Source organism: Octadecabacter dasysiphoniae (genome assembly GCF_021532615.1).
Lineage (GTDB): Bacteria > Pseudomonadota > Alphaproteobacteria > Rhodobacterales > Rhodobacteraceae > Octadecabacter > Octadecabacter dasysiphoniae.
Window position 1 is genome coordinate 159,555 of sequence record NZ_JAKGAQ010000005.1, and the last position, 26,075, is coordinate 185,629.

The window sequence follows — 26,075 nt, forward strand, 5'->3', positions numbered from 1 at the left end:
TGCCTTAGATTACGAAAACGGCCGCGCCCATTTCTGAGCGCGGCCGTTTTTGTTTCGGGGGCGCGGTTACCCGTTGGCTTCGCGGATTTTGTCTGCGGCGTCTTTGTCGAAGGTGACGCCATTTTCGCTGAACAATGTGTCGAGTTCGCCTGACAGGGTCATTTCTGTGATGATATCACAGCCGCCGACAAATTCGCCTTTGACGTAGAGCTGCGGGATCGTGGGCCAGTCGGAAAAGTCTTTGATGCCTTGGCGGATGTCTTCGTCGGCCAGCACGTTCACATCGGCAAATTCAACGCCCATGAAATTCAGCACACCAGCCACACGGGACGAAAACCCACACTGTGGCATGGATTTGGTGCCCTTCATAAACATGACAACGTCATTGTTCGTGATGAGTTCTTTGATCTGTGTTTCGGCGGTCATTTTGTTTCCTTTTCTCGCGCGATTTTTTGATTGGCGCGGGTGATGTCGAGTTCTTCCATGCCCGTGAAGCCCTTTAGGGTTTTTGGGTCGGGTTTCATGTGGCTCAGCGGTTTGCGATGGCGTTTGGCGTACCAGTCATCGGCGAGAATGCCGAAGACAAGGACCATGCCCCCTATGACGAGCCATTCCAGCATTAATCCGGGGCTTTTGTTGTCAGTGCCAGCGCGTGCAGATCCCCGTTGCTGCCATCCATTTTGCCCTTAAGTGCGGCGTAGACCGCACGTTGTTGTTGCACGCGGTTTTTGCCTTTGAAAGAGGCGTCGATCACTTCGGCTGCGAAATGCGCGCCGTCATCGCCTTGCACGTTGATTTGCGCGTCCGGAAACGCCTCGCGCAGGAGAGTTTCGATTTCAGGGGCAGAGATTGGCATGTCGAAGTCCTGTGTGGTTTCGTCAAATGTAGGACCCGAGCGTGCCTGCCGCAAGGGGATTACCTGCGGCTGATCGGCCCTTCGGGGAGAGTTTTTGGCCTAGATGAAGCCCAGGGGTCAGGCGAACGTGTCGGCAAAGGTGGCGCGATAGAGAGCGGACAGATCGGCAAGAGACGCAGAGGAGGCGCCCATTGTGATGGCGTCGCCGCCGAATTTACCGACCGAATGGATCTGCACGCCTGCTTTGCCCGCCGCGGTCATCAAGGCTTCGGCTTTGTCGAAGTTGCAGGCGATCAGATAGCGGGCCTGGTCTTCGCCAAACAATGTCGCGGTATCGCTTGCGTCCAATGTGACGCCCGTTTGCGCGGTTTCCGCCATTTCGAAGGCCGCAAGCGCGAGGCCGCCGTCTGACAGATCGCTACAAGCGTCGATCCATTGCGCGTTGGTGCGGATGAAATCGCCGTGCATTTTTTCGGACGCAAGATCGACGTTTGGTGCATCGCCGTCTTCGCGGTTGAAGACCTCTGCCAGAAGGGCGGATTGGCCGAGGTGGGTGCCGGATGCGCCGACCATCAGGAGGACATGCCCGTCGCGGGCGGTTCCTATGATCATGTCATCGGCGTTTTTGAGCAAGCCAACAGCACCGATTGTCGGTGTGGGCAGGATGCCGGTGCCGTCAGTTTCGTTGTACAGCGACACGTTGCCGGACACGATGGGCATGTCGAGCGCGATACAGGCCGCGCCGATGCCTTTGATAGCGCCTACGAATTGGCCCATTATTTCAGGCTTTTCTGGGTTGCCGAAGTTCATGTTGTCGGTTGTCGCCAGAGGGGTTGCGCCCACGGATGTCAGGTTGCGGTAGGCCTCTGCCACGGCTTGTGCACCGCCCATTTCGGGGTTCGCTTTGACGTAACGGGGGGTGACATCGGATGTGAACGCCAGTGCTTTGCCCGTGCCGTGGACGCGCACAATGCCAGCACCAAGGCCGGGGGCACGCACGGTGTCGGCCATCACTTGGCTGTCGTATTGTTCATAGACCCATTGTTTGCCTGCGTAGTTCGGAGATGCCAGAAGCGTGCGCAGACCGTCGATGGGATCAATGTTCGGGACATCCGCGAGGGGTTCGGCGGCAGGGGTTTCCACCCAAGGGCGGTCATATTCTGGGGCGGAGGTGGACAGTGTGGCGAGCGGTAGATCTGCCTTTACCTTACCGTTGTGCAGTACCAAAAAGCGGTCTTCTGCGATGGTTTCACCGACGATGGCAAAATCGAGATCCCATTTGGTGAAGACGGCGCGGGCCTCTGCCTCGAGTTCTGGCTTGAGGACCATCAACATGCGTTCTTGGGATTCCGACAGCATCATTTCGTAGGCTGTCATGTTGGTTTCGCGTTGGGGCACGTCTTCGAGGTTGAGTTTCACCCCGAGGCCGCCTTTGTCGCCCATTTCAACGGCAGAGCAGGTGAGGCCGGCCGCGCCCATGTCTTGGATCGAGATCACAGCACCGGTGGCCATGAGTTCCAGCGTCGCTTCCATCAGGCGTTTTTCGGTGAAGGGGTCACCGACCTGAACGGTCGGGCGTTTGTCCTCAATCGTGTCATCGAATTCGGCGGATGCCATTGTGGCACCGCCCACGCCGTCGCGGCCGGTTTTGGCGCCAAGGTAGACGACGGGCATGCCGATTCCGGACGCCGCTGAGTAGAAAATCTTGTCTGTGTCCGCGAGGCCAGCGGCAAACGCGTTAACCAAGCAGTTGCCGTTATAAGCAGGGTGAAAGCGGACCTCGCCCCCCACAGTGGGCACGCCAAAGCAATTTCCGTAACCGCCCACGCCTTCAACAACTCCGTGCACAAGCTGGCGGGTTTTGTGGTGCGCTGGTTCGCCAAACGACAGCGAGTTCATCGCCGCAATCGGGCGCGCCCCCATGGTGAAGACATCGCGCAGGATGCCGCCGACGCCTGTGGCAGCACCTTGGTAGGGTTCGATGTAGGACGGGTGATTGTGGCTTTCCATTTTGAAAACAACGCACTGGCCGTCGCCAATGTCGACGATGCCGGCGTTTTCACCGGGGCCGCAGATGACCTGTGGGCCTTCGGTGGGCAATGTGCGCAGCCATTTCTTGGAGGATTTGTAGGAGCAATGTTCGTTCCACATCGCTGAAAAGATGCCAAGTTCGGTGAACGTCGGTTCGCGACCAATGATATCGAGGATCCGGTCATATTCGTCAGGGGACAGACCGTGGGCTGCGATCAGGTCTGTGGTGATGGCTGGCTCTTGCATGGTGGTCCCCCGTCGTTGCGTTGAGGGACGTTTATGACAAGGCGCGGGTGGGGGCAACGGGGGAGGTGAGGCGGGATCGACCCATTTCGGGGTGTGAATGGAAATAAGAGGAGGGTGGCAGAAAAAAGTGCTGATGTTGCGACGCCGCGAATGTCTGTCTACTTGCCCAGACCTACCCAATGCTGCGTTGCAATATGGAAGACAGGTTATCGCCATCGGCCCAGTGAACAGCTTGCCAGCCTACCGCCATCGCGGCCTCTACATTTTCGAGATTATCGTCGACTATGATCAATTCTTCTGAGCAATAACCAGTCTTTCGTTCCCCATATGAATAGAAACCAGCATTGGGTTTTTGATAACCAGCCATGGCCGAATGAACGATGCCATCAATCTCTTTGCACAAACCGACCGTGTTCAGTAAATGGTCTGCTCTTTCATGGCATTGATTGGTCGCAAGATATACTGGGATGCCTTGCTTGCGGGCCTTGCGCACATCAGACAACACGGGCGCAACGATACGCGAACTCATCTTAAACCAATAGCTTACAAATTCTTCGGCGCTTATGTCTGACCCCAGTTCGCATAGCGCTTTTTGAAGTGCCGGGATGAGGCTCATACGGCCTTCCAAGACACTGTTCCATTCCGCTTTAAAGAAGCATCTTGATATTTTACGCGGAATTATTCCCAGATCTTTCTCAAGCCCGACCATCCAATGCTGACCGTCGCTTGGGCGCCCAAAAACGAGCACCCCATCCACATCAAGCATGAGACACTTGGCTTTCATAGAGCACCTTCCAAGATCAGCATTTCGTAGTGTGCAAACTGGTGTCACTGCGCCACGCTCGAAGTCTATGCCAAAGAACAGCACACGTCACGCATCACTGCTTACCATTTGAGGAACCCTCATCATGAGGTTTGCAACACAGCCAAGGTCAAGAGGTGGCAGGGTCAGGCGCACCCTTGGGCGTTGGCGAGGCTTTCCGCGGCGCATCTGGTGACGTTGGTATCGGCTCGACCCCAGTTTCTTTACAAACGTCCAGAATGTCGACTGCGTGGCTAAGAACATCCCCGCCAAGACGTTTGCGTTTGGTCACTGCAATACTGCCATCTTTGGCGCGAAATAACCGATCTTCATGGATAGCATCGGTTATTATTAAGGCCTGTTCGTAGTAGAGGGGTTGATAGCCATTGGATTCAGTCGCCATCGAAATCGAAATGCTTCCTCTTCCATGCTCAATAGCGATTGCGATGTAGCGCAGCCCGTGGCGCTCATGGTTATTGAGTTCGTCAAAGGCTGGTGCGCGGGTTCCGGATGCACGATGGGTCAACACACTGGCAGGAAGTATCGCCCAGCATACCGGTCCCATTTTACCCAAGCGACGATCATGCCCAGAAGACATACGCGAAATAAGGCCGTCCCGTTTTCCATTGAGATCAGTGAGCCCTAGATTGTAAGCCTCAGCTAACTCTAAATCACTGCGAGGCGATGCTTCTTTCATGTGTTTCCCCGTTAAAATCCTGAATGTTGGCTTGAAATCCAAATGGCCGCCACTTCTCTGGTGGCTAAGCAAAGTTACCTCAGCTCAGAAACAGCGCGATTGACACTTTACTACTCCAATGGGGCACAAAGAAGTCGTCAGTCTTTTGTCCGCACATCAGACGTTCGGCAACCTTCAGACAAAGAAAAGCCGGGCACAAGGCCCGGCAAAGTCCAACAGGGAGGTATAAAACGGACGTATCCGTCTCATACAGATGAAATAAGTTGCGCTGGTGAGTCGATCAAGACCTAACCACAATATGTGGTGCAAACCCGTTATGCGTGTGGCGCATGGGTCACGACTTATGCGGGTATTTTAGATCAAATCGCCTGCTGCGTCGCGGATGCTTTTGCGGTGGGCAATAATTTCATCTTGAACAAAATCCCGAAAGGCCATCATCCGTTTCGACTGGCGCAATTCTTCTGGGTAGGCAAGGAAAACAGGGACTTCGCCGCTTTCGATGTCAGGCAGGACCCGCACGAGGGAGGGGCTGTCCTCGACGACGTAATCGGGCAAAACCCCGACGCCGAGGTTGGATAGAACGGCCTGAAGCACGCCAAAGTAGTTGTTAACGTGCAAAAGGCTGGGTTTGTCGTAGCTCAGCAAGTGTTGCACCAGCGTTGCGCCCGCCGACACCTGAAAGGCGCTGGGGCTTTGGCAGATCAGCCGGTGCTTGCCGATGTCTTCGATTTTTTCCATGGCGCCCGCTTTGTCGAGGTATGACTGGGACGCATAGAGCCGCATGCGCACCGACATCAGTTTCTTGCGGATCAAATCAGCCTGTGACGGTTCTTTCATGCGTATGGCAACGTCAGCTTCGCGCATGGGCAGATCAAGCACACGTTCTTCGAGCATCAGATCGATGTTGAGGTCGGGGTATTTGTCATAAAGGGCGGGCAGGCGCGGTGCGAGCCAGAGGGTGCCGAACCCTGTTGTGGTTGTGACCTTGAGTTCACCAAACACTTCTTCAGCGCTGTCTTTGATCCGCGCGCTGGCAGCATCCAGACGGCGGGACATGGATTTGGTGGCATCAAACAACAATTCGCCCTGTTCGGTTAGGATCAGCCCGCGCGCATGGCGGTGAAACAGGACAGTGGACAGCGAATCCTCAAGCGCGCGAATTTGGCGGGAAACAGCCGATTGGGACAGGTGCAATGTGTCACCCGCATGCGTCAGCGACCCTGCATCGGCCACAGCGTGAAAGATTCGTAGCTTGTCCCAGTCCATCGGATATCCTTGCTGCATCTGTTACCGCTCGCACTGTTGCACATATTACCCGCCCCTTATGGCTGTTCACAACGGGCATGTCAGCGTCAAAAGTGTTTGGTAGGTCAGGTTTTATGACCTAAGATAGGGCGTCAGCTGCTGGGAGGCGCATATGACCCGTCATGATATTTCGCTGAGCGATCGTTACGATCTTGAGAAGGATCAGGTCTTGCTGAATGGCACGCAGGCGCTGGTGCGGCTGATGCTGATGCAAAAGGCACGGGACCGCGCTGCGGGGTTGAACACCGCCGGATACGTGACCGGGTATCGCGGATCGCCCTTGGGCGCGGTTGATATGCAGATGGAACGGGCCGCTAAGCCGCTGGCAGAAGCCGAGGTGAAATTCCAACCCGGATTGAACGAAGATTTGGCCGCCACCGCGCTGTGGGGCACCCAGCAGGCAGAACTGCGCGGAGAGGGCACGCATGATGGCGTGTTCGGTCTGTGGTACGGCAAGGGGCCGGGGGTGGATCGCAGCGGCGATGTGATGCGTCATGCGAACATGGCGGGTACGTCCCCCCATGGTGGTGTCATCATGGCGATGGGGGATGATCACACCGGCGAAAGTTCAACCACGTTGCATCAATCGGACTGGGCCATGGTCGATGCCTATATGCCGATGGTGTCGCCAGCGGGTGTGCAAGAAGTCCTTGATCTTGGGCTTTACGCCTATGCGCTGTCGCGGTTTTCGGGCTGCTGGGTCGGGTTGAAAACAATGAAGGACACGATCGAGGTCACGTCCGTTGTGGACGGTGATCCGCACCGCGTGTCGTTTGTGGAGCCGGATTTTGATATGCCCGACGGTGGGCTGAACATTCGCCTGATCGATACGCCCGTCGCGCAAGAGGCACGCACGATCGATCACAAGCGCCTTGCCGCCGAAGCCTTTGCGCGGGCCAACCGCATCGACAAGGTTGTATGGCCCGCGACGGGTGCAAAAATCGGTTTTGTGGCAGCTGGTAAGAATTGGCTCGATCTGGTCCATGCGCTGTCGCTTCTTGGCATTGATGAAGACGAAGCCGCGCGGCTAGGGATCAGCACCTATAAGGTCGCGCAGGTCTGGCCGCTGGATGTCACAAGCTTTAACGAATGGGCGCAAAACCTTGATTTGATTGTTGTCGTTGAGGAAAAGCGCAAGCTGATCGAGGTCCAGATCAAAGAGGCATTGTTTGATGATCGCCGTGGCCGCCGCGTATATGGTTGGCACAAGGGCGACGTCACCAAAGACGGGCGGCGCGAAGAACTGTTCCCGACACGATTTGCGCTTGATCCTGTACTAATCGCCGAAAAACTGGGGATGGTTCTGAGCGAAGAAGACTGTGTGTCTGACGGGCTTCGCGCAGGAATAGCGCAGATCAATGAGGTCACGCGCGCGGATAATGCAGCCGATCTTGTGACGCGCACGCCGTATTTCTGTTCCGGGTGTCCGCATAATTCATCCACCAAAGTGCCCGAAGGCAGCCGCGCCTATGCGGGTATCGGATGTCATTACCTGGTGCAGTGGATGGATCGCGACACGTTGGGGTCGACGCAAATGGGCGGTGAGGGTGCGAACTGGGTGGGCGAAGCCCCGTTTTCAACGACCGATCATGTGTTTCAGAATATGGGCGACGGGACATATAACCACAGCGGCGTTCAGGCGATCCGGTTCGCGCTGATGGCGGACACCAATGTCACCTATAAGGTGCTGTACAATGATGCCGTGGCGATGACCGGCGGGCAGGGTAATGATGGTGGGTTAACGCACGATCAGATTTGCCGCGAAGTGCTGGCGATGGGGGTGAAGACGGTTCATCTGGTCCATGATCCGTCCGAGGGCGCCGACCTGACCCGCGTACCCGCCGCCGTTGCGATTTCCACTCGCGACAAATTGGAACAGGTTCAGCAAACCCTGCACAAGACCAAGGGCGTGTCTGTTCTTGTGTATGTGCAAACCTGTGCCGCTGAAAAGCGCAGGCGGCGCAAGCGGGGCGCATTTGCGGACCCGGATAAGCGCGTGTTCATCAATACGGACGTCTGTGAAGGCTGCGGCGATTGCGGGGTGCAATCCAATTGCGTGTCCATCGTTCCCGTTGAGACCGAACTGGGCCGCAAACGCGCGATTGATCAATCGTCCTGCAACAAGGATTTTTCGTGTGTGTCAGGGTTCTGCCCGTCGTTTGTGACCGTGCAGGGGGCCAAACTGAAGAAGACCGCACAGGCGGCGATTGATTTGCCTGAAATGCCCGAACCGGTGCTGCCCACGATCAATGGCACGCATAATGTCGTCATTACAGGCGTTGGCGGCACGGGTGTTGTGACCATCGGTGCGGTGCTGGCCATGGCGGCCCACGTGGACGGCAAAGCAGCCAGCATGATGGAAATGGCCGGACTTGCCCAAAAGGGCGGCGCGGTTCACATTCATTGCCGTTTGGCCGAAAAACCCAGCGACATCAGCGCGATTCGTGTTGCCACGGGGGAATGCGATACCTTGATCGGTGGGGATTTGGTTGTGTCGGCGGGGGCGAAAACGCTTGGCCTTATGGCGCAAGGACGCACGCGCGCTGTGGTGAATGCCCATGAAATTATGACGGGTGAATTTACCCGCAACATAGATTTCAAACTGCCGAGCGATCGTTTATCTTTGTCACTATCGGCGCGGATCAAGGACGGATTGTCGATGTTTGATGCATCGCAATTGGCGGCGGTGCTGATGGGCGATGCGATCTATTCGAACATGATGGTGTTCGGGGCCGCGTGGCAGCAGGGGGCTGTGCCTGTGTCAGGTGACGCGATCCGTCGCGCGATTGAATTGAACGGAACGGCGGTGGCACGCAACCTGCAAGCCTTTGAATACGGGCGTTGGGCCGTGTTGCATCCTGATGAGGCCGACAAAATCTTGTCGCCAAACGTGCAACCCAAACCAAAATCTACGGATGAAAGAATTGCGTTTCGCGCACAGCATCTGACCCGATACCAGAATGCGGATTACGCCAAGCGATACACTGATTTTGTTGCGATGTTTGACGGTGATGTGCGCGCTGGCGTGGCGCAGGGTTACCATAAGCTGTTGTCGTATAAGGATGAATACGAGGTCGCGCGGCTGTTGATCGACACCCGTAAGCAGGCCGAAGCGACGTTTGACGGGGATTTACAGCTGACCCATCACCTTGCGCCGCCACTGCTTAGCCGTGTTGGCCCCGATGGGCGGCCCCAAAAAATCGCCATGCCGCGTGTGGCTGCTCGACTGTTCCCTTTGTTGGCCGGTCTGAAACGCCTGCGCGGGACGCGGTGGGACGTGTTTGCGAACACAGAAGAACGCCGCATGGAACGTGCGCTGATTGCGGAATACGAACGCGACATGAAAGAGGTCCGCAGGCTTGTGCGCCCTGACACGTTGGATGCGGCTGTCGCACTTGCGCGCCTGCCGCTTGATATTCGCGGATTTGGTCCGGTGAAAATCGAAAACGCGGCGCGGGCGGCAAAGCGGCGCGAAGAACTGTTGGCGGTTCTTCGACAGCCGCAAGGGCAGGTGGCGGCGCAATAGGGTTTTGCAAATTCATGACATCCGCTGGCCATTGAGGGCCAGACAGCTTAACTCAACGTAAAGGCCACGCAGACGGACGCCATGAGCAAGAACCAGATTGCCCGCGACATTTCTTATGCCAGTTCGGCTGCCACAAAGGGCGGGCGGGCGGTGATCCGCGTGATGGAAAATGCGACGGGGCGGTTGAAACTGATCCGAAAGGCGCGTGGCTATGATGCCGAAATCGCCGAGGGCGCTGATTTTTGGCGCGTGATTACAGACCGTTACAAGCTGAATTTGAATGTTATTGGTGGATCGCTGGACGATATCCCGCGCGATGGGCCGCTTATCGTGGTGTCCAATCATCCCTACGGTATTCTTGATGGCCTGATGATGGGCCGTATCCTGTCACAACGCCGGGCGGGTGATTTCAGAATTCTGGCCAATTCGGTGTTTCGCAAATCCCCTGATCTGGAACGGGTCATCCTGCCGATATCGTTTGATGATACCAAGGACGCGGCGCGTCTGAACCTTGAGACACGCAAAACTGCGCTGGACTATTTGAAGGCGGGCGGCGCGATGGGCGTGTTTCCCGGCGGCACCGTTAGCACATCTGCACGGCCATTTTCACGGCCCATGGACCCGCAATGGCGCAATTTTACGGCCAAGATGGTTGCAAAAAGCGGTGCGACCGTGGTGCCGATTTTCTTTGAAGGGGCGAACAGTCGTTTGTTCCAATTGGCGAGCCACCTGCACACGACATTGCGCATGGGATTATTGGTGCGGGAGTTTCGCGCCCGCGTGGGGACGGACGTGCGGGTTGTGATTGGTAAACCAATTCCCGTCGATCAATTGGCGCTGTATACGCCGAACCCGAAAACCTGCATGGATTTCCTGCGCAAAGCGACGTATGAGCTGTCGCCAAAGCCACTGCCCGCCGATAAGCTGGGGCGTGAGTTTGAGGCGCAGTATAAACCAAAGACCAAACGTAAGGACTAGGGCATGGCAGTCGGGATTTTTGATAGCGGTTTGGGCGGTTTGACCGTTTTGGACGCCGTACAGGAACGCCTGCCGGATGTCCCTTTCGTGTATTACGCCGACAGCGCGAATGCGCCTTACGGGGTGCGGACGGCGGATGATATTTACAAATTGACCACCGCAGCCACGCAGGCATTGTTTGATGCCGGTTGTGATCTGGTGATTTTGGCGTGCAACACGGCGTCTGCGGCGGCCCTGCGCCGGATGCAAGAAGGCTGGGTGCCGCAAGACAAGCGCGTGCTTGGTGTGTTCGTTCCCTTGATCGAAGCGCTGACCGAACGCAGCTGGGGCGACAATTCCCCCCCGCGTGAGGTCGGCGTGAAACATGTGGCGTTGTTTGCAACGCCTGCGACCGTGTCCAGCCGCGCGTTTCAACGGGAATTGGCATTTCGCGCGATTGGCGTGGATGTCGAAGGGCAGGCCTGTGGCGGCGTTGTTGATGCGATTGAAGAAGGCGATATGATTTTGGCAGAAGCCATGGTGCGCAGCCATGTGGACGCGTTGAAACGTAAAATGCCACAGCCAGATGCTGCCGTGTTGGGGTGCACCCATTACCCCCTTATGCAAGAGCAGTTTCAGGATGCTTTGGGCGCGGATGTGAAAGTCTTTTCACAGGCGAACCTGGTTGCCGAAAGCCTTGCCGACTATTTGACCCGTCGGCCTGAAATGGCAGGCGAGGGCACATCTAAATTCCTGACGTCGGGTGATCCCAAGCAGGTCAGCAGCCGGGCGACCCAATTTTTGCGACGACAAATCACATTTGAAGCGGCCTAGACCTTACATTGTGATCCACGAAAGACTTTGAAATGACTTATAAAATCGCCATCCTTGGTGCATCCGGATACACGGGTGCCGAACTTGTCCGGCTGATCGCCAGCCATCCATCGATTGAAATCGCCGCCTTGTCCGGCAATTCAAAAGCGGGGCAATCCATGGCCCAAGTGTTCCCGCATCTGCGCCATTTAGACCTGCCCGTGCTCACGACAATCGCTGATGTTGATTTCAGCGGAATTGATCTGGCATTTTGTGCGTTGCCACATAAAACCAGCCAAGAAGTGATCTCTAAACTGCCGAAATCGTTGAAGATTGTGGATTTGAGCGCCGATTTCAGGCTGCGTGACCCGGCGGCCTATGAAAAATGGTACGGGAACCCTCACGGCGCGGTCGAGATTCAGAAAGAGGCGGTTTATGGCCTGACCGAATTCTACCGCGATGACATTACGGCGGCGCGTCTGGTGGCGGGTACGGGGTGCAATGCTGCGACGGGGCAATTTGCGCTGCGCCCGCTGATTTCCGCAGGTGTGATTGATCTGGACGACATCATCATGGATTTGGCCTGTGCGGTGTCTGGCGCCGGGCGGTCCTTGAAGGAAAACCTGTTGCACGCGGAATTGTCAGAAGGCGCGCATGCCTATGCGGTGGGTGGAACGCACCGCCATCTGGGTGAGTTCGATCAGGAGTTTTCGCTGTTGGCGGGGCGGCCCGTCGAGGTTCAGTTCACGCCGCACCTGATCCCGGCAAACCGCGGAATTCTAGCGACAAACTACGTTAAGGGCGACGCGCAAGCCATTCATAACGTTTTGGAAAAAGCGTACGAGGGCGAACCGTTTATTGAAGTTTTACCATTCGGAGAGCACCCCAGTATTCGCCATATTCGCGGATCGAACTTTTGTCATGTCGGGGTTGTCGCGGATCGGCGTGCGGGCCGCGCTATTGTGATTGCCGCGCTTGATAACCTCACGAAGGGTTCAAGCGGGCAAGCCTTGCAGAATGCCAATCTGATGTTAGGTCTGCCTGAGACGGAGGGGCTGATGATGGCCCCGTTGTTCCCGTAAAGGTGCGCAGATGAAATCGCTCAAGAAAACCCGCCGTATTCAGGTGATTGTCGTCGCCTTTGTCGCGTTGGCGCTGTCGACGGCGATCATCGGGTTTGCCTTGCGCGACGGGATCAATTATTTCCGCTCACCGTCTGAGGTTTTGGCGGAAACTCCGCCAGAGACCGAGCTGTTCCGCATTGGTGGTATGGTGCAAGACGGGTCCATCGTGCGCGGCGCGGGGACGCAGGTGTCCTTTGTCGTCACGGATTGTTTTGTCGCGGTGCCGGTGACCTATACGGGCATTTTGCCGGACTTGTTCGAAGAAGGACAAGGCATGGTTGGGCAAGGGCGTTACATCAACGGAACCTTTGAAGCTGTTGAAATTCTAGCCAAACACGACGAAACTTACATGCCCGCCGAAGTGGAGAACATGCACGAGCAGCAGAATTTCTGTGAGCCTGAAACCAGCGCAACGGACGGTGCCACCACCACCGGTTAACCAATTCAAAGCACCCTGATGCCGCAAAGCATGGGGGTGCCACGATGCACGATGTCTACAAGATTGCAGATGAGATCGTCGCCCGAGAGGGTGGCTACGTCAACGATGCGGACGATCCCGGCGGGGCGACAAACCACGGTGTGACGATCCACACCATGCGCCGTCTTGGCCTTGATCTGGATGGTGACGGACAGGTGGATGAACAGGACGTGCGCGTCCTGAGCCGTGACCTTGCTGTTGAAATCTTTGTTGATCACTATTTTGATCGACCACGGATCAAGGATTTGCCAGCAGATTTGCATCCGTCGGTGTTTGATATGTACGTCAATTCCGGTGCGAATGCGGTGAAAATCCTGCAACGCTTGTTGCACGACATGCGCATTGAGGTCGCAGTAGATGGTGGTATTGGCCCGCAGACTATTGCCGCGACGCAGCAGGCATTGGCGGCCGCGCCTGCACATTTTGTGGATGCCTACGGCATTGCACGGCGCAATTATTACTACGCTTTGGGGGATGCGCGCCCGGCCAGCCGAAAATATGCGCGCCGTCTTGATGGCGGCAAGGGCGGCTGGATCACGCGGGCAGAAGAATTCATTTCGCCCAAGTACCATCTGAGCGATGCACAACATCGCGCGCGGGTGTCGGCATGGGTTTGATTGAACGGATATTCAGCTCCATCTTCGGGGACGGGCGCAATGTGATTGTCGAGACCGCCCAAGTGTTTCGCGAAAATGCGGAAGGGGCGTCGGCGCGGGATGCGTTGATCAAACAACAAGCGATGCAGCAATTCGCGGCGGAATTTATGGTGCCGCGACGTGGTTGGTTTGATCGTCTGATGGACGGGCTGAACCGTTTGCCGCGCCCGCTGCTGGCGTTTGGCACCATCGGGTTGTTCATCGTTGCGATGGTTGATCCTGTTTGGTTTTCGACCCGAATGCAGGGCATATCCTTGGTACCCGATCCGCTGTGGTGGCTGATGGGGGCGATTGTCAGTTTCTATTTCGGGGCGCGACATCAAGCACATAGTCAGGATTTTCAACGCTCAATCGCTGAAACAATGGCCCGTGTTCCGGCAGTCATCGATAATACCCGCGCCCTTGAAGCGCTGCGCGCGAACACGCCCGAGGCACCTGACATCGCCAAAGCACCCGCCGATAATCCGGCCTTAGCTGCGTGGTATCAAACCAAGACCTGACGCAGACGTGACGTTTCGCCCACCTTGCCCTGTCCGGTTTTGCTGGCGGGTCGGGCGCGGCGGTTTATAACTATGGTCATGATTACAGAGCTTGGACATTTTACGTTGATTCTGGCGGCCCTGTTCGGGGTCGCGCAGATGGTCATTCCGCTGGTCGGCGCACATAAGGGCTGGCGTGGTTGGATGGCCGTCGGTGACCCTGCCGCGGTGGTGCAACTGCTGCTTGTGGGCTTCAGCTTTGCGGCGTTGACCTATGCGTTTGTGGTGTCTGATTTCTCTCTCAATATTGTTGTGGCCAACAGCCACAGTGACAAACCGATGCTTTATAAGGTGACTGGCGTTTGGGGCAATCACGAGGGATCTATGCTGTTGTGGCTGCTGATCCTCGTGTTGTTTGGCGCTTGCGCGAGCTGGTTTGGCGGCAACCTGCCCACATCATTGCGGGCACGCGTTTTGGGCGTTCAGGCGTCTGTTTGCGTTGCGTTCTATGCGTTCATTCTGCTGACATCGAACCCGTTTGAGCGCCTGGATTTTCCGCCCTTTGATGGGCGCGATCTGAACCCGCTGCTGCAAGACCCCGGTTTGGCGTTTCACCCGCCGTTTTTGTACCTTGGATATGTCGGCCTTTCGATGTCGTTTTCGTTTGCGATTGCCGCCTTGCTGGAAGGGCGCGTGGATGCGGCCTGGGGGCGCTGGGTGCGGCCATGGACATTGGCCGCGTGGCTGTTTTTGACTGTCGGCATCGCTCTGGGATCATGGTGGGCGTACTATGAACTTGGCTGGGGTGGCTTCTGGTTCTGGGACCCCGTCGAAAACGCCAGTTTTATGCCGTGGCTACTGGCGGCGGCATTACTGCATTCCGCCATCGTTGTCGAAAAACGCGAAAGCCTGAAGGCGTGGACAATTTTGTTGGCGATCCTCGCGTTCGGCTTTTCACTGCTGGGGACATTTATCGTGCGGTCTGGCGTTCTGACGTCCGTACACGCCTTTGCGAACGATCCTGAACGCGGGGTGTTTATCCTTGCGATTCTAGCGTTTTTTGTCGGGGGTGGTCTGTTGTTATTCGCGATCCGCGCCAAGACGATGGAGGCTAAGGGAGTTTTCAGCACCGTGTCGCGTGAAACGGCTTTGGTGACGAACAATGTCTTGCTTGCCGTGTCTTGTTTCGTTGTGTTCGTCGGGACAATTTGGCCGCTGGTGATCGAACTTGGGTCAACAAACGCGAAATGGACCTTTACCGGCGGGCTGATCGACAACCCGTTTTATACGATCGGTTTGTTTGATCGCCCCGAACAGGTGTCCGTTGGCGCGCCGTTCTTTAATGCTGCGTTCACACCCTTCTTTGTCGCGCTTTCGATCATCCTACCTGTGGGTGCGGTGCTTGCGTGGAAACGCGGAACTCTTGCCAAGGCGGCAAAGCCTATGGTGCCTGTCGCGATCTTTGCGCTGGCCTGCGGTGCACTGGCGTTTGCGTTGCAAACGGGGCGCACGGCCATGGGGCCGATTGGTGTGGTGTTGGGTGTTTGGGTCGTTGGTGGCGCATGTATGGACATCTGGCTGCGCACCGTACGCGGGGCGGTTTCGGGGCGGTTGAAACGCCTGACCCGTCTGCCGCGTGCGGATTGGGGCAAGTTCACGGCGCATTCCGGCATGGGCATCACCGTGTTTGCGGTGGCCGCCCTGACCGCCTGGGAGGCCGAGGACATTCGCATCGCGCAAATCGGCGATCGCTGGCAGGTGGGTATCCACGAGGTCGAATTGACAGCTGTGGACACGGTCGAAGGGCCCAATTATTTTGGCGAACGCGGTGATATGGCGGTGTTTCGCAATGGCCGTCCTGTTGGCCATTTGTATCCCGAAAAGCGCGTGTACCCGGTGGCCCAAATGCCCACGACAGAAGCAGGTATTCGTAACGGCGTTCTACGTGACGTCTACGTCGTGATCGGGGACCCACAAGATGGCGGCGGATGGGCCGTGCGCACCTATATCAAACCGTTTGCAAATTGGATTTGGGGCGGGTCAATTTTGATGGCGTTGGGCGGGTTGATATCGCTCACGGATCGGCGATTGCGTGTTGCGGCGGGTGCGGCCAAGGCCAAGACAGACCCCAAAGGGGTGCCTGCAGAATGAGATGGCTTGCGCTGACCCTGTGTTTGCTTGCGGCCCCATTGGCGGCGGTGCAGCCTGACGAAGTGTTGGACGATCCCGCACTTGAGGCGCGTGCGCGTGATTTGTCAGACGGGCTGCGCTGCCCTGTGTGCCGCAATGAATCCATCGATGAATCCAATGCCGCCATCAGCCGCGATCTGCGTTTGCTGCTGCGCGAACGGCTTGTGGCGGGCGATACGGATGAACAGGCGCTGCAATATCTGGTGGACCGCTACGGTGACTACATCCTGCTGAACCCCAAGGTGGAAGGCGCCAACATCCTGTTGTGGCTTGCTGCGCCAATCATGTTGATTCTTGCGGGCGGCGTTGCGTTTGTCACCATCCGCGGACGGTCCGGCGCGCCCGCACCCGACGATCTGAGCGAGGACGAACAGGAGCGGCTTGATAAGATTATGCGCGGCTAATTCGACTGACGCGGCGTTTGGGCTTTTCTAAACTGGTTTGTTTAGTAAGTTGACTCCAACGCATTGCAAAGGACGCCCCATGGACTATTCCGCCATCCGATTTGAAATTGCCAACGATGTGGCGACGCTCACGCTGAACCGACCCAATCTGAAGAACGCATTGAACGTACAAATGCGTGCAGAAATCACCCATGCTGTGAAGGCTGCAGAACGGGACGCGCGGGTTTTGGTGATCGGCGGTGCAGGGGATGCGTTTTGTTCCGGTCAGGATTTGGGCGACAGCGGCAACGCAACGAACCTCGATCTGGAACGCACGTTGCGCGACGAATACGTGCCGATGCTCAAGGCGATATCTGATTGTAAGATCCCGACGATTTCGGCCGTGCATGGTGCGGCTGCCGGGGCAGGGGCGAACCTTGCGCTTGCGGCGGACGTTGTGATCGCCGCTGAAGAAGCGTACTTCATCCAAGCGTTTACGCGGATCGGTTTGATCCCGGATGCGGGGGGCACGTATTTTCTGCCCCGTCAGATGGGAGCAGCCAAGGCCATGGGCGCGGCCCTGTTTGGCGATAAGATTACAGGACGCCAAGCAGCGGATTGGGGCATGATCTACGAAGCCGTGCCGATCAAGACATTCGACACCCATGTCGCGGCACGTGCGCTGCATCTGGCTGGCGGTCCAACAGCGGCCTATCAACGGGTGAAAACGGCGATGCGTGGGTCATTTGAAGCCACGCTGGACCAACAGCTTGCCACTGAGGCGCGGCTTCAGGGGGAATGCGGCAAGACCCGCGATTTCCAAGAAGGTGTTCTCGCGTTTCTGGAAAAGCGCCCCGCGAAGTACGAAGGCCGCTAAACCTTCGTCTTTGGTGCAAGCCGCTTAGATCTAACGCAAAACGCCACCTGTTCGAAAACAGGTGGCGTTTTTCATCTGGTATCAACGCCTCGCCTGTTGGGCGAGGCGTTGGGGTTTTATCCTGTGACCGGAATCGGATCGGCTGGTGCCGGATCAACCGGAGCAGGATCCGCCGGGGCCGGGTCAACTGGCGCAGGGTCTACCGGATCGGTGGCAGGTGCGTCCAAGGGGTCGTAGGTGGCTGTGATAACGTCAGCGTCGAAGCCGTCATTATTGTCAAAATCACCGCGCACGGACGACACCAAAACACCATCGATGAAGATCTGACCGATGCCTTCATCGGTCACGGATGTTGTGACCTCTGCGTCAGCGTTTTCAGCTGTGAGAGCCACAAGGATCACGTCTTCGGAACTGTCAAAGTCTGTGATTTCAGAGGCGGAACCATCTTCGATCCAGTCGCCAACAACAAACTCGTCGTCGCCATCGCCGCCACGTGCGACGTCGTTGTTGCCAATAAAGATCGTGTCGTCGCCGTTGCCACCAGACAATAGGTCGCCGTCGGTGTCGGTATCTTCACCGGACAGGCCCCAATCGGCAAAGAACGGATCGCCGTCTTCGTCGTTTGGCAGATCGTCGGCACGCAGAGCCACGTAATCTTCGACGTCAAGTTCACGGTTGAACAGTGCAGAGCCAGCAATGATGTCGTTGCCGTCACCACCAAAGACAGAGTCAGCACCAGCGCCACCAAGGACGATGTCACTGCCGTCGCCACCGCGCGCAAGGTCGTTGCCTGCGTCGCCGCTCACGAGGTCATTGCTGTTACCGCCGCGCAAGGTGTCATTGCCTTCGCCGCCAAACAATCCGTCAACCCAAGACCCGCCATTCAGAACGTCATTTCCGGTGCCACCTTCGATCAGGTCTTTGCCGTTGTTGCCGTTCAGGATGTCGTTGCTTGATCCGCCGTCGATGTCGTCAAAGCCGTCACCGCCATAGATCGTGTCGTTCCAGCCGCCACCTGACAGGGTGTCATAACCGTCGCCGCCGTAAATCTCATCTTTGCCGAGGCCGCCTTCGATCTCGTCACGGCCATCGCCACCTGACAAGACATCAAAGCCCGCGCCACCATCGATGCTGTCATTGCCCGCGCCGCCATCATAGGTGTCTGCGCCGTTGCCAAGGACAACGGTGTCATCGCCGTCTGTACCCATGGTTGGGTCTGTCGGGTCAACCGGATCAACTGGATCCACCGGATCGACTGGGTCAATCGGGTCAACTGGATCAACGGGGTCTACAGGATCAACTGGGTCCACCGGATCAACTGGGTCCACCGGATCAATAGGGTCAACGGGATCTACCGGATCAACGGGTTCGTCTGGATCAATAGGTTCTTCAGCGTCGTCCGGCAGTTGATCGGTGTCGCTGTTAAAAAATGAGCCCAAGCCGAGGCTGAACAATAATGCTAAGATAATTTCCATGGTAATCTCCCCCGAGACAAAACAAATACTTAACAAACTGTATCTATTTGGCTCGGGGTTGTCTTTAGCAATTGAGAAACAATTTGTTTCTGCTTTGGAAACCTAGGGTGCGGAGCGCTCAACGATGGCATTTGCGAACGTGTGATTGGTGTCGCGGTGGGCCGCTTCGTCGGCGCGAATGACAAGCACAACATCGCGCAAACGGGCGTCATCGGGCAAGTTCCAATATTCTTTGGCGATGTCGGGCGCTTCGATATTTTCGATTTTACCTGCGTCGATCTCGGCGAGGTATTGTGTGTAGGAGGTCACCGCTTCTTCCTCAAGATAGCCGACCAGACGGTGCGCGACGCGCGGTGCAAGAAGGTACAAGAAGAAGTAGAAGTTATAAAAGATAAGCTGCACGGCCATGATCAAGAACCGTTCAAACCGGCTGGGTTGGGCGATGTGGATGAACGTCATGAGGTGCATGCGTTCATTGTCCGCTTCTTCAATCAGTTCTTTGATCCAGCCTTGATCGTCGCGGATGTGGCGGATCGCCTTAAGGTGCTGCAACAGCCCGCCCACCATTCCTGGCACAGCGGCGACGGTTTCCAATACCACGGCGCGGTGGCCATATCGCTTTGCAAAAAACATGTCCGGAACGGTGCGCATCAATTTGACCACACGAAATGCCAAACGGTCGCGCCAATCGGCGGGCACGTGGTGCACTGGCGCGAATTCTGCTTCGTTTGTGTTGAAATCGGATGTCTGTTTCATTGGTTTCGACCCTTTGCTGTGTTGATTCACAAATAGGGGGTTTTGGGCGGGTTTTTAGGGTGCGACACCTGCGGCATTTTGAACGGTTTTTCGCATGCAATTGTATGCCGAAAGCCTTTATTTTGCGGGTACTTGAAGGGGTCTGGGCAGGGAGAAATAAACGCTGTCAGACCAGACACCATTGATGAAAAATGTCTTTTTGGCGCGGTGTGTCTCCACGAACCCGAGCGACGTCAAAAGACCGATTGATGCGGCGTTCAAGGGGTCCGCATCTGCGGTCAGTTCGTCGTGATCCGTCGTGTCCCAAAGGTGTGGAATGATCGCACTCATCGCCTCTGTGATGATGCCCTTGCGCCAGTGGTCTGGCGACAGCATGAACCCTATTTCGGTGCTGCGATGATTTCCGGCGCTGCCCACGACGCGGCCCTCATGTTCGATCTGAAAATAATGGGGCCAGTCGGGCCAATTCTTGATCCGCCATTTCAGCATGTCGGCGGTGACATCGCGGTTTTTGTGCACGGGGGTAGACCAATACCGCATAACGCGCGGATCTGAAAACAGCGCGAACATATCGTCAAGGTCATCGGCGCGTGGGCCGCGCAGGATCAGGCGTTGGGTTTTTAGCATTAAAAAAAGGCTCCCAAGATCAATCTTGGAAGCCTTTTTCTGTGTCGTCTAGCCGAAATTAGCGATTTTCGATGTTGACGTAGTCACGTGATGTCGGGCCTTGGTAGAGCTGACGTGGCCGACCAATTTTAAGCTGCGGATCGTCAAGCTGTTCTTTCCATTGGGAAATCCAGCCCACGGTGCGCGCCATTGCAAAGATCGGTGTGAACATGGATGTGGGGAATCCCATGGCCTCAAGAATGATGCCGGAATAGAAATCAACGTTCGGGAACAGCTTTTTCTCAGCGAAATACGGATCGGCGAGCGCTTGTTTCTCAAGCTCCATCGCGACCTGCAACAATGGATTGTCGTCTACGCCGAGCAGTTCAAGAACCTCATCCGCAGATTGTTTCATCACTGTCGCGCGCGGGTCGAAGTTTTTGTAAACGCGGTGGCCAAAACCCATCAGGCGGTAATCGTCGTTCTTGTCTTTCGCACGGGCGATGAATTCAGGAATGCGATCAACGTTGCCGATTTCTTTCAGCATCTCAAGGCAGGCTTGGTTGGCGCCGCCGTGGGCAGGGCCCCAAAGACATGCGATACCAGCGGCAATACAGGCAAACGGGTTCGCACCGGAAGACGACGCAAGACGCACAGTCGATGTGGATGCGTTTTGTTCATGATCCGCATGCAGCGTGAAAATACGGTCCATCGCGCGCGCGAGGATCGGGTTCACGTGGTAATCTTGCGCGGGCACAGAGAAACACATGTTTAGGAAGTTTGACGCGTAGTCCAGATCGTTGCGTGGGTATACAAAGGGCTGGCCGATGGAATATTTATACGCCATCGCCGCAATCGTCGGCATCTTGGCGATCAGGCGGATCGACGCCACTTCGCGCTGGTGCGCATCGGTGATGTCTGTTGAATCGTGGTAAAATGCGGACATCGCACCAACAACACCGACCATTGTTGCCATCGGGTGCGCATCGCGGCGGAAACCACGGAAGAAATTGTGCATCTGTTCGTGAATCATCGTGTGGTTCGTCACGAGGTTTTCGAACTTTTCAAGCTCCTCAGCTGAGGGGAGTTCGCCGTACAAAAGGGCAAAACAGACCTCAAGATAGTGGGATTTGCCCGCCAATTGATCAATCGGATAGCCACGGTGCAGCAGTTCACCCTTGTCGCCGTCAATAAACGTAATTGTGCTATCGCATGCGGCCGTGGATGTGAAACCCGGGTCGTAGGTGAACACGCCAGCCTGACCATAGAGTTTGCGAATATCGATCACGTCCGGTCCCGCGGTGGGCGAATGCATCGGCAATTCGTAGCTCTTGCCATCAATCGTCAGCGTCGCAGTTTTCGTGTCAGCCATATCGTTCCCTTTCTAGGTCCGCGTGCGCGAGTGCTGCGCCGCGTTGTCGGTTTTCCGGTCTGACGTCGGTTACCTGTCAAAAGTAACCAAAGTGTTTCAGCCCGCATTTAGCCCGATGTTCAGGCAGCGGCGTCGTTGATCCGCGCGATTGTTTCATCGCGGCCAAGCACCAGCATCATATCAAAGACGGATGGAGACACCGAGCGCCCCGCCAAAGCCGCCCGAAGCGGTCCTGCAAGTTTGCCGAGTTTGGTGTCATGGGCTGTCGCGAGGGCGCCCACGATCCCTTCCAGATCTTCTCGCGACCAGCTAACAGTTTGCAGCTGCGGCGTCAATTCTGACAGTATACTTTTGTGTACATCGTCCAGCATCTTGACTGATTTTTCATCCGGCGTGATCGGACGGGAGGTGAGAACAAAGTAAGCCTTTTCAAGGAGTTCAGGAAAGGTCTTTGAACGTTCTTTCAAGCTTGGCATGGCCGCCAACAAACCGTCACTTTGGTGTGACGTTAAGGCAGGCGCACCGGTTGCCGTCAGAAATGCCGCAATTTCATGCCGCAGCGCCGCATCATCGGTGATGGCAATGTGTTGGCCGCAAATGTTTTCGAGTTTTTTGGTGTCAAAGCGGGCCGGGCTTTTGCCGATCCCGTCCAGATCAAACCATTCAAGCGCCTGTGCGTCGGTGAAAAATTCATCATCGCCGTGCGACCAGCCCAAACGGGTCAGATAATTCCGCATGCCCGCCGCAGGGTATCCCATCGCCTGATATTCCGCAGCGCCGGTCGCGCCGTGACGTTTTGACAGTTTCTTGCCGTCGGGGCCGAAAATCAGCGGAATATGGGCGAGGATAGGTTTGTCCCATCCCATGGCGTCATAAATCATGTTCTGGCGAAACGCGTTGGCAAGGTGATCGTCGCCGCGCACCACATGGGTCACGCCCATATCGTGATCATCCACCACCACCGCGAGCATATAAACAGGTGTGCCATCACTGCGCAGTAGGATCATATCATCGAGCTGATCGTTCTGCCACGTCACATCACCTTGTACGCGGTCAGTAAGGGTCGTGGACCCGTCGCGCGGCGCCTTCACACGCACAACGAACGGCAAATCAGGCTGATCCGCCTCAGCCACGTCGCGCCAAGGTGAGCGGAACAGCGTCGAGGTTTTGTTGGCACGCGCGTCTTCGCGAAACGCCTCAATCTCGTCCTGGGTCGAAAAGCATTTGTAGGCAGTGCCATCGGCCAGCATTTGATGGGCCACGTCGGCGTGACGATCTGCGTTGGCGGCTTGTGAAATCGGCGCGCCGTCCCACTCAAGGCCCAGCCACGTTAACCCGTCAAGAATGGCTTGTGTGTTTTCATCCGAAGATCGCGCTTTATCCGTGTCCTCAATGCGCAACAGGAACGTGCCGCCGTTGGCGCGGGCATAAAGCCAGTTAAACAACGCAGTACGTGCGCTGCCGATGTGCAAGGCGCCAGTGGGCGATGGGGCGAAACGGGTGACGACGGGAGTGTTGGACATGGGAAATTAACCTTTTGCTAACCACCAATTCGTTAAGATTACCCGCGTCGGGCCATGCGAATGTGTGCGGCTTTGGGCGGGGAATACTAACAGCGGAGCGGGATCGCAAGTGCAGGGCCTTTGGGCGCAAGTAACAGCCCAACGCGGGCATTTGTTCGGCTGGGCGCCCGTCCTGCTGGCTGTTGGCATCTCGATCTACTTTGCGCTGGATCAAGAACCGAATTTGGATCTGTGCGCGGTGCTTTTGTGTGTCGGCCTATTGGGGATTGGTGCACAGAGGTGGCTTCCTGATGTCATCCGCATCTGGATCGTCGCCATATCACTGGTGTTGGTCGGGTTCGGATTGGCTGGTGTGCGCGCGAACATGGTGGCCGAACCTGTGCTTGGATTTCGGTATTACGGACCAATCGAAGGACGGATTATCGAAATTGATCGGTCGCAGTCTGACGCAGTGCGCCTGACGCTCGATCGCGTGGTACTGGCCCGAATGGAAGGGCAACGCACGCCGGCAACGGTGCGCGTGTCGCTTCATGGCGATCAGGGCTACATCACACCGGAACCGGGGCAGGTTGTGTTGATGACAGGGCATTTGTCACCCCCCTCCGGTCCCGTTGAACCGGGTGGTTTTGATTTTCAGCGCATGGCATGGTTCGAAGGGTTGGGGGCCGTCGGGTATACGCGCAATCCGGTTGTGTTGGGGGCTGTCGCTGCGGATGGGGCTGCTGGGTTGTGGGTGTATCGCCAGCGTGTTGCGATCAGTTCGGGGGTGCAATCGCGTCTGCCGGGTGAATCCGGTGCCTTTGCCGCCGCCATTATGACGGGCGACAGATCCGCGATGGGACGTGACAGCCTTGATGCGCTTCGTGCGTCCAATCTTGCGCATCTTTTGGCGATTTCTGGCATGCACATGGGCATCTTGGCAGCCTTTGTTTTTGCGGCGTTTCGATATGGCTTGGCGTTGTGGCCCTATGCGGCGTTGCGCTGGCCCGTCAAGAAAATTGCGGCCATCGGGGCGCTGTGCGTTGCTGCCGGATATCTTGCACTGTCGGGGGGATCAATTTCGACCGAACGCGCTTTTGTGATGGTTGCGGTGATGCTGGTGGCCGTGTTGTTTGATCGTCGTGCTTTGACATTGCGCGCGGTCGCTATTGCCGCCCTTATCGTTCTGACTTTGCGCCCTGAGGCGTTGTTTGGCCCCGGTTTCCAGATGTCATTCGCCGCAACAACGGCCCTTGTGGCGGTGTTTGGGGCGATGCGGGGGGCGGATGTTGCTTGGGTGCCTCGCTGGCTTCGCCCTGTCGGGGCCGTGTTCATGTCATCCCTTGTCGCGGGGCTCGCGACTGCGCCCTTTGCCGCTTTTCATTTCAATCAGGTGTCCCAGTTCGGGTTGATCGCGAATTTGCTTTCGGTGCCTTTGATGGGAACCCTTGTGATGCCGGCTGCGGTTCTGGCGGCGGTGCTTGCGCCCCTTGGCGCGCAGATGTTGGGCCTTTGGGCCATGGACCTCGGCCTGCGCTGGATTTTGGCCGTTGCCCATTTTGTGGCCGATATGGACGGCGCGTTACGGCACGTTGTGACACCGGGTCCCGAAGTGCTGGGGCTTATCGCGCTCGGCGGTGTTTTTGCCGTTGTGTGGCGCGGCGGCGTGCGTTGGGTTGGCCTTGTGCCTTTGATTGCGGGATTTGCATTGTGGCAAGTGGCCGATCGTCCTGCGGTGTTGGTGGCTGACTCCGGGTCGTTGATCGGGCTTTTGACCGAAACAGGCCGCGACGTTTCAAAAGAGCGCGGGGAATCCTTTGCCGCCGGAACATGGCTTGAAAATGATGGCGCGCCTGTGCCCCAAGACGTTGCATACCATCGGGCTGGATTGGTTGAAAACGGGCGTGTCGTTTGGGCCGAAGCGGGTGGTGCCGTGATCGCAAATGTGCGCGGGGCTACGGCGCTGGCGGGGTTTGCAGGCTGCGGCGGCGCGGATATTGTGATCACCAATCAAGAGATGCGGGCGCTGTCAGGCTGCGATGTCTACGATATCAACCGGTTGCGCACCACAGGCGCGCTGGCTGGGCGGATTGAAGACGGAACGCTGATATTTGAAAGTGTGCGTGACCGAACGGGGGACCGTTTGTGGAACACAGAAGCGGTGCGCAGACGGGAAGGGGCGTTTGCGACCCTAATCGCAAACGCCACCACTATTCAATAAGACCGGATCAGCCCGACCAAACGGCCCTGTACCTTGACCTGATCATCGCGAAACAGACGTGTTTCATAGGCTGGGTTTGCAGCCTCAAGTGCGATGGCGCTGCCATTGCGGCGATAGCGTTTCAGCGTGGCTTCGGCGTCTTCGACCAAGGCCACGACGATATCACCATTGTCCGCTGTCTGGCTTTCACGGATGATCACGACGTCACCGTCATTGATGCCCGCGTCGATCATGGAATCGCCTTTCACCTCGAGCGCGTAGTGATCGCCCTGACCAACCATTGAGGCCGGAACGGTAACATTGTGGCTGACTTCGGAAATGGCGGCGATGGGTACACCGGCAGCAATACGGCCCATGACGGGCAGCTCAATTGCACCGCTGGTGGACAGGTCTTGTGCGGCGGGCGGGCGGCTGTCAGGGCGATCCCCGTCAATCACGCGCGGGCTAAACCCTGATGCGGCAGGGGCGCCGCCAAGTTTGGCTTCCAACGCGTCAGGCAATTTCACGATTTCCAAAGCACGGGCACGGTGCGCAAGACGGCGGATGAATCCGCGTTCTTCAAGCGCTGTGATCAGGCGGTGGATGCCGGATTTTGACCGCAGATCAAGGGCTTCTTTCATTTCATCAAAGCTGGGCGGCACACCGTCGCGCTGCACCCGTTTGTGAATGAATTCCAGCAGATCAAGTTGCTTCTTGGTGAGCATGAGCCCTCTCCCTCAACGG

General features: G+C 56.8%; 24 protein-coding genes. 11 read left to right on the forward strand and 13 right to left on the reverse strand.

Annotation, left to right across the window (positions count from 1 at the left end):
• Positions 1-66: 66 nt before the first annotated feature.
• The 7 genes from grxD to L0664_RS17130 all read right to left on the reverse strand — a co-directional run bounded on the left by grxD (position 67) and on the right by L0664_RS17130 (position 5,898).
• Complete coding sequence (gene grxD / locus L0664_RS17100; RefSeq protein WP_235227111.1) at positions 67-426, reverse strand: Grx4 family monothiol glutaredoxin; 360 nt, start codon at positions 424-426, stop codon at positions 67-69.
• Positions 423-620, reverse strand: coding sequence for a hypothetical protein (locus L0664_RS17105; protein WP_235227112.1), 198 nt, complete (start codon positions 618-620; stop codon positions 423-425). The genes grxD and L0664_RS17105 overlap by 4 nt, the downstream gene beginning before the upstream one ends.
• Positions 620-856 carry a BolA/IbaG family iron-sulfur metabolism protein gene (locus L0664_RS17110; RefSeq protein ID WP_235227113.1) on the reverse strand — a complete coding sequence of 79 codons (237 nt, stop codon included), beginning with the start codon at positions 854-856 and terminating at the stop codon, positions 620-622. The genes L0664_RS17105 and L0664_RS17110 overlap by 1 nt, the downstream gene beginning before the upstream one ends.
• A gap of 117 nt (positions 857-973) precedes the next feature.
• Positions 974-3,133 carry a phosphoribosylformylglycinamidine synthase subunit PurL gene (gene purL / locus L0664_RS17115; RefSeq protein WP_235227114.1) on the reverse strand — a complete coding sequence of 720 codons (2,160 nt, stop codon included), beginning with the start codon at positions 3,131-3,133 and terminating at the stop codon, positions 974-976.
• Between the two features lie 172 nt (positions 3,134-3,305).
• The gene (locus L0664_RS17120; RefSeq protein ID WP_235227115.1) at positions 3,306-3,899 is read right to left on the reverse strand and encodes an HAD family hydrolase; all 594 of its coding nucleotides are present in this window, start codon (positions 3,897-3,899) and stop codon (positions 3,306-3,308) included.
• 166 nt (positions 3,900-4,065) lie between these two features.
• On the reverse strand, positions 4,066-4,632 hold the full coding sequence (locus L0664_RS17125) for a hypothetical protein (RefSeq protein WP_235227116.1): 567 nt from the start codon (positions 4,630-4,632) through the stop codon (positions 4,066-4,068).
• Positions 4,633-4,986: 354 nt separating this feature from the next.
• On the reverse strand, positions 4,987-5,898 hold the full coding sequence (locus tag L0664_RS17130; RefSeq protein ID WP_235227117.1) for a LysR family transcriptional regulator: 912 nt from the start codon (positions 5,896-5,898) through the stop codon (positions 4,987-4,989).
• A 151-nt stretch (positions 5,899-6,049) separates the two neighbouring features.
• On the opposite strand from L0664_RS17130, the gene L0664_RS17135 reads away from it, so the two are divergent.
• The 10 genes from L0664_RS17135 to L0664_RS17180 all read left to right on the forward strand — a co-directional run bounded on the left by L0664_RS17135 (position 6,050) and on the right by L0664_RS17180 (position 17,420).
• Positions 6,050-9,463: an indolepyruvate ferredoxin oxidoreductase family protein gene (locus L0664_RS17135; RefSeq protein WP_235227118.1), complete on the forward strand. Its 3,414-nt coding sequence runs from the start codon at positions 6,050-6,052 to the stop codon at positions 9,461-9,463.
• An 81-nt stretch (positions 9,464-9,544) separates the two neighbouring features.
• Entirely contained in the window at positions 9,545-10,441 is an 897-nt protein-coding gene (locus L0664_RS17140; protein ID WP_235227119.1) for a lysophospholipid acyltransferase family protein, read from the forward strand.
• A 3-nt stretch (positions 10,442-10,444) separates the two neighbouring features.
• Complete coding sequence (murI, locus tag L0664_RS17145; RefSeq protein ID WP_235227120.1) at positions 10,445-11,254, forward strand: glutamate racemase; 810 nt, start codon at positions 10,445-10,447, stop codon at positions 11,252-11,254.
• 32 nt (positions 11,255-11,286) lie between these two features.
• Positions 11,287-12,315, forward strand: coding sequence for an N-acetyl-gamma-glutamyl-phosphate reductase (gene argC, locus L0664_RS17150; RefSeq protein WP_235227121.1), 1,029 nt, complete (start codon positions 11,287-11,289; stop codon positions 12,313-12,315).
• A 10-nt stretch (positions 12,316-12,325) separates the two neighbouring features.
• Complete coding sequence (ccmE, locus tag L0664_RS17155) at positions 12,326-12,796, forward strand: cytochrome c maturation protein CcmE (protein WP_235227122.1); 471 nt, start codon at positions 12,326-12,328, stop codon at positions 12,794-12,796.
• Between the two features lie 44 nt (positions 12,797-12,840).
• A complete protein-coding gene (locus L0664_RS17160; protein ID WP_235227123.1) occupies positions 12,841-13,452 on the forward strand; it encodes a holin-associated N-acetylmuramidase in 612 nt (203 codons plus the stop codon).
• Complete coding sequence (locus L0664_RS17165) at positions 13,443-13,991, forward strand: holin family protein (RefSeq protein ID WP_235227124.1); 549 nt, start codon at positions 13,443-13,445, stop codon at positions 13,989-13,991. Before L0664_RS17160 ends, L0664_RS17165 begins: the two co-directional genes overlap by 10 nt.
• Positions 13,992-14,069: 78 nt before the next feature.
• Positions 14,070-16,121: a heme lyase CcmF/NrfE family subunit gene (locus tag L0664_RS17170; protein ID WP_235227213.1), complete on the forward strand. Its 2,052-nt coding sequence runs from the start codon at positions 14,070-14,072 to the stop codon at positions 16,119-16,121.
• Complete coding sequence (locus tag L0664_RS17175) at positions 16,118-16,564, forward strand: cytochrome c-type biogenesis protein (protein ID WP_235227125.1); 447 nt, start codon at positions 16,118-16,120, stop codon at positions 16,562-16,564. Before L0664_RS17170 ends, L0664_RS17175 begins: the two co-directional genes overlap by 4 nt.
• 79 nt (positions 16,565-16,643) lie before the next feature.
• A complete protein-coding gene (locus L0664_RS17180; RefSeq protein WP_235227126.1) occupies positions 16,644-17,420 on the forward strand; it encodes an enoyl-CoA hydratase-related protein in 777 nt (258 codons plus the stop codon).
• A 116-nt stretch (positions 17,421-17,536) separates the two neighbouring features.
• On the opposite strand, the gene L0664_RS17185 is transcribed toward L0664_RS17180, so the two are convergent.
• From L0664_RS17185 to gltX, 5 genes are all read right to left on the reverse strand, one after another.
• Positions 17,537-18,895, reverse strand: a complete 1,359-nt coding sequence (locus L0664_RS17185; protein WP_235227127.1) for a calcium-binding protein — start codon at positions 18,893-18,895, stop codon at positions 17,537-17,539.
• A gap of 102 nt (positions 18,896-18,997) precedes the next feature.
• Positions 18,998-19,651 carry an alternative oxidase gene (locus tag L0664_RS17190; protein ID WP_235227128.1) on the reverse strand — a complete coding sequence of 218 codons (654 nt, stop codon included), beginning with the start codon at positions 19,649-19,651 and terminating at the stop codon, positions 18,998-19,000.
• Between the two features lie 117 nt (positions 19,652-19,768).
• Positions 19,769-20,278: a GNAT family N-acetyltransferase gene (locus L0664_RS17195; RefSeq protein ID WP_235227129.1), complete on the reverse strand. Its 510-nt coding sequence runs from the start codon at positions 20,276-20,278 to the stop codon at positions 19,769-19,771.
• A gap of 58 nt (positions 20,279-20,336) precedes the next feature.
• Entirely contained in the window at positions 20,337-21,629 is a 1,293-nt protein-coding gene (gene gltA, locus L0664_RS17200; protein WP_235227130.1) for a citrate synthase, read from the reverse strand.
• 119 nt (positions 21,630-21,748) lie between these two features.
• Complete coding sequence (gene gltX, locus L0664_RS17205; RefSeq protein ID WP_235227131.1) at positions 21,749-23,152, reverse strand: glutamate--tRNA ligase; 1,404 nt, start codon at positions 23,150-23,152, stop codon at positions 21,749-21,751.
• A 109-nt stretch (positions 23,153-23,261) separates the two neighbouring features.
• Between gltX and L0664_RS17210 the strand changes: the two genes are divergently transcribed.
• Entirely contained in the window at positions 23,262-25,352 is a 2,091-nt protein-coding gene (locus L0664_RS17210; protein ID WP_235227132.1) for a ComEC/Rec2 family competence protein, read from the forward strand.
• Here the strand turns inward: L0664_RS17210 and lexA are convergent.
• Entirely contained in the window at positions 25,346-26,056 is a 711-nt protein-coding gene (lexA, locus tag L0664_RS17215; RefSeq protein ID WP_235227133.1) for a transcriptional repressor LexA, read from the reverse strand. The two genes, L0664_RS17210 and lexA, sit on opposite strands and share 7 nt — an antisense overlap.
• Between the last annotated feature and the right edge of the window lie 19 nt (positions 26,057-26,075).

Coding starts and splice junctions, on each gene's coding strand:
- L0664_RS17195 (WP_235227129.1), bottom strand. CDS start 20,278: ATGCTAAAAACCCAACGCCTGATCCTGCGCGGCCCACGCGCCGATGAC.
- L0664_RS17160 (WP_235227123.1), top strand. CDS start 12,841: ATGCACGATGTCTACAAGATTGCAGATGAGATCGTCGCCCGAGAGGGT.
- purL (WP_235227114.1), bottom strand. CDS start 3,133: ATGCAAGAGCCAGCCATCACCACAGACCTGATCGCAGCCCACGGTCTG.
- gltA (WP_235227130.1), bottom strand. CDS start 21,629: ATGGCTGACACGAAAACTGCGACGCTGACGATTGATGGCAAGAGCTAC.
- grxD (WP_235227111.1), bottom strand. CDS start 426: ATGACCGCCGAAACACAGATCAAAGAACTCATCACGAACAATGACGTT.
- L0664_RS17140 (WP_235227119.1), top strand. CDS start 9,545: ATGAGCAAGAACCAGATTGCCCGCGACATTTCTTATGCCAGTTCGGCT.
- L0664_RS17190 (WP_235227128.1), bottom strand. CDS start 19,651: ATGAAACAGACATCCGATTTCAACACAAACGAAGCAGAATTCGCGCCA.
- L0664_RS17110 (WP_235227113.1), bottom strand. CDS start 856: ATGCCAATCTCTGCCCCTGAAATCGAAACTCTCCTGCGCGAGGCGTTT.
- L0664_RS17170 (WP_235227213.1), top strand. CDS start 14,070: ATGATTACAGAGCTTGGACATTTTACGTTGATTCTGGCGGCCCTGTTC.
- L0664_RS17180 (WP_235227126.1), top strand. CDS start 16,644: ATGGACTATTCCGCCATCCGATTTGAAATTGCCAACGATGTGGCGACG.
- L0664_RS17120 (WP_235227115.1), bottom strand. CDS start 3,899: ATGCTTGATGTGGATGGGGTGCTCGTTTTTGGGCGCCCAAGCGACGGT.
- L0664_RS17135 (WP_235227118.1), top strand. CDS start 6,050: ATGACCCGTCATGATATTTCGCTGAGCGATCGTTACGATCTTGAGAAG.
- L0664_RS17105 (WP_235227112.1), bottom strand. CDS start 620: ATGCTGGAATGGCTCGTCATAGGGGGCATGGTCCTTGTCTTCGGCATT.
- ccmE (WP_235227122.1), top strand. CDS start 12,326: ATGAAATCGCTCAAGAAAACCCGCCGTATTCAGGTGATTGTCGTCGCC.
- gltX (WP_235227131.1), bottom strand. CDS start 23,152: ATGTCCAACACTCCCGTCGTCACCCGTTTCGCCCCATCGCCCACTGGC.
- L0664_RS17130 (WP_235227117.1), bottom strand. CDS start 5,898: ATGGACTGGGACAAGCTACGAATCTTTCACGCTGTGGCCGATGCAGGG.
- L0664_RS17165 (WP_235227124.1), top strand. CDS start 13,443: ATGGGTTTGATTGAACGGATATTCAGCTCCATCTTCGGGGACGGGCGC.
- L0664_RS17185 (WP_235227127.1), bottom strand. CDS start 18,895: ATGGAAATTATCTTAGCATTATTGTTCAGCCTCGGCTTGGGCTCATTT.
- argC (WP_235227121.1), top strand. CDS start 11,287: ATGACTTATAAAATCGCCATCCTTGGTGCATCCGGATACACGGGTGCC.
- murI (WP_235227120.1), top strand. CDS start 10,445: ATGGCAGTCGGGATTTTTGATAGCGGTTTGGGCGGTTTGACCGTTTTG.
- L0664_RS17125 (WP_235227116.1), bottom strand. CDS start 4,632: ATGAAAGAAGCATCGCCTCGCAGTGATTTAGAGTTAGCTGAGGCTTAC.
- L0664_RS17175 (WP_235227125.1), top strand. CDS start 16,118: ATGAGATGGCTTGCGCTGACCCTGTGTTTGCTTGCGGCCCCATTGGCG.
- lexA (WP_235227133.1), bottom strand. CDS start 26,056: ATGCTCACCAAGAAGCAACTTGATCTGCTGGAATTCATTCACAAACGG.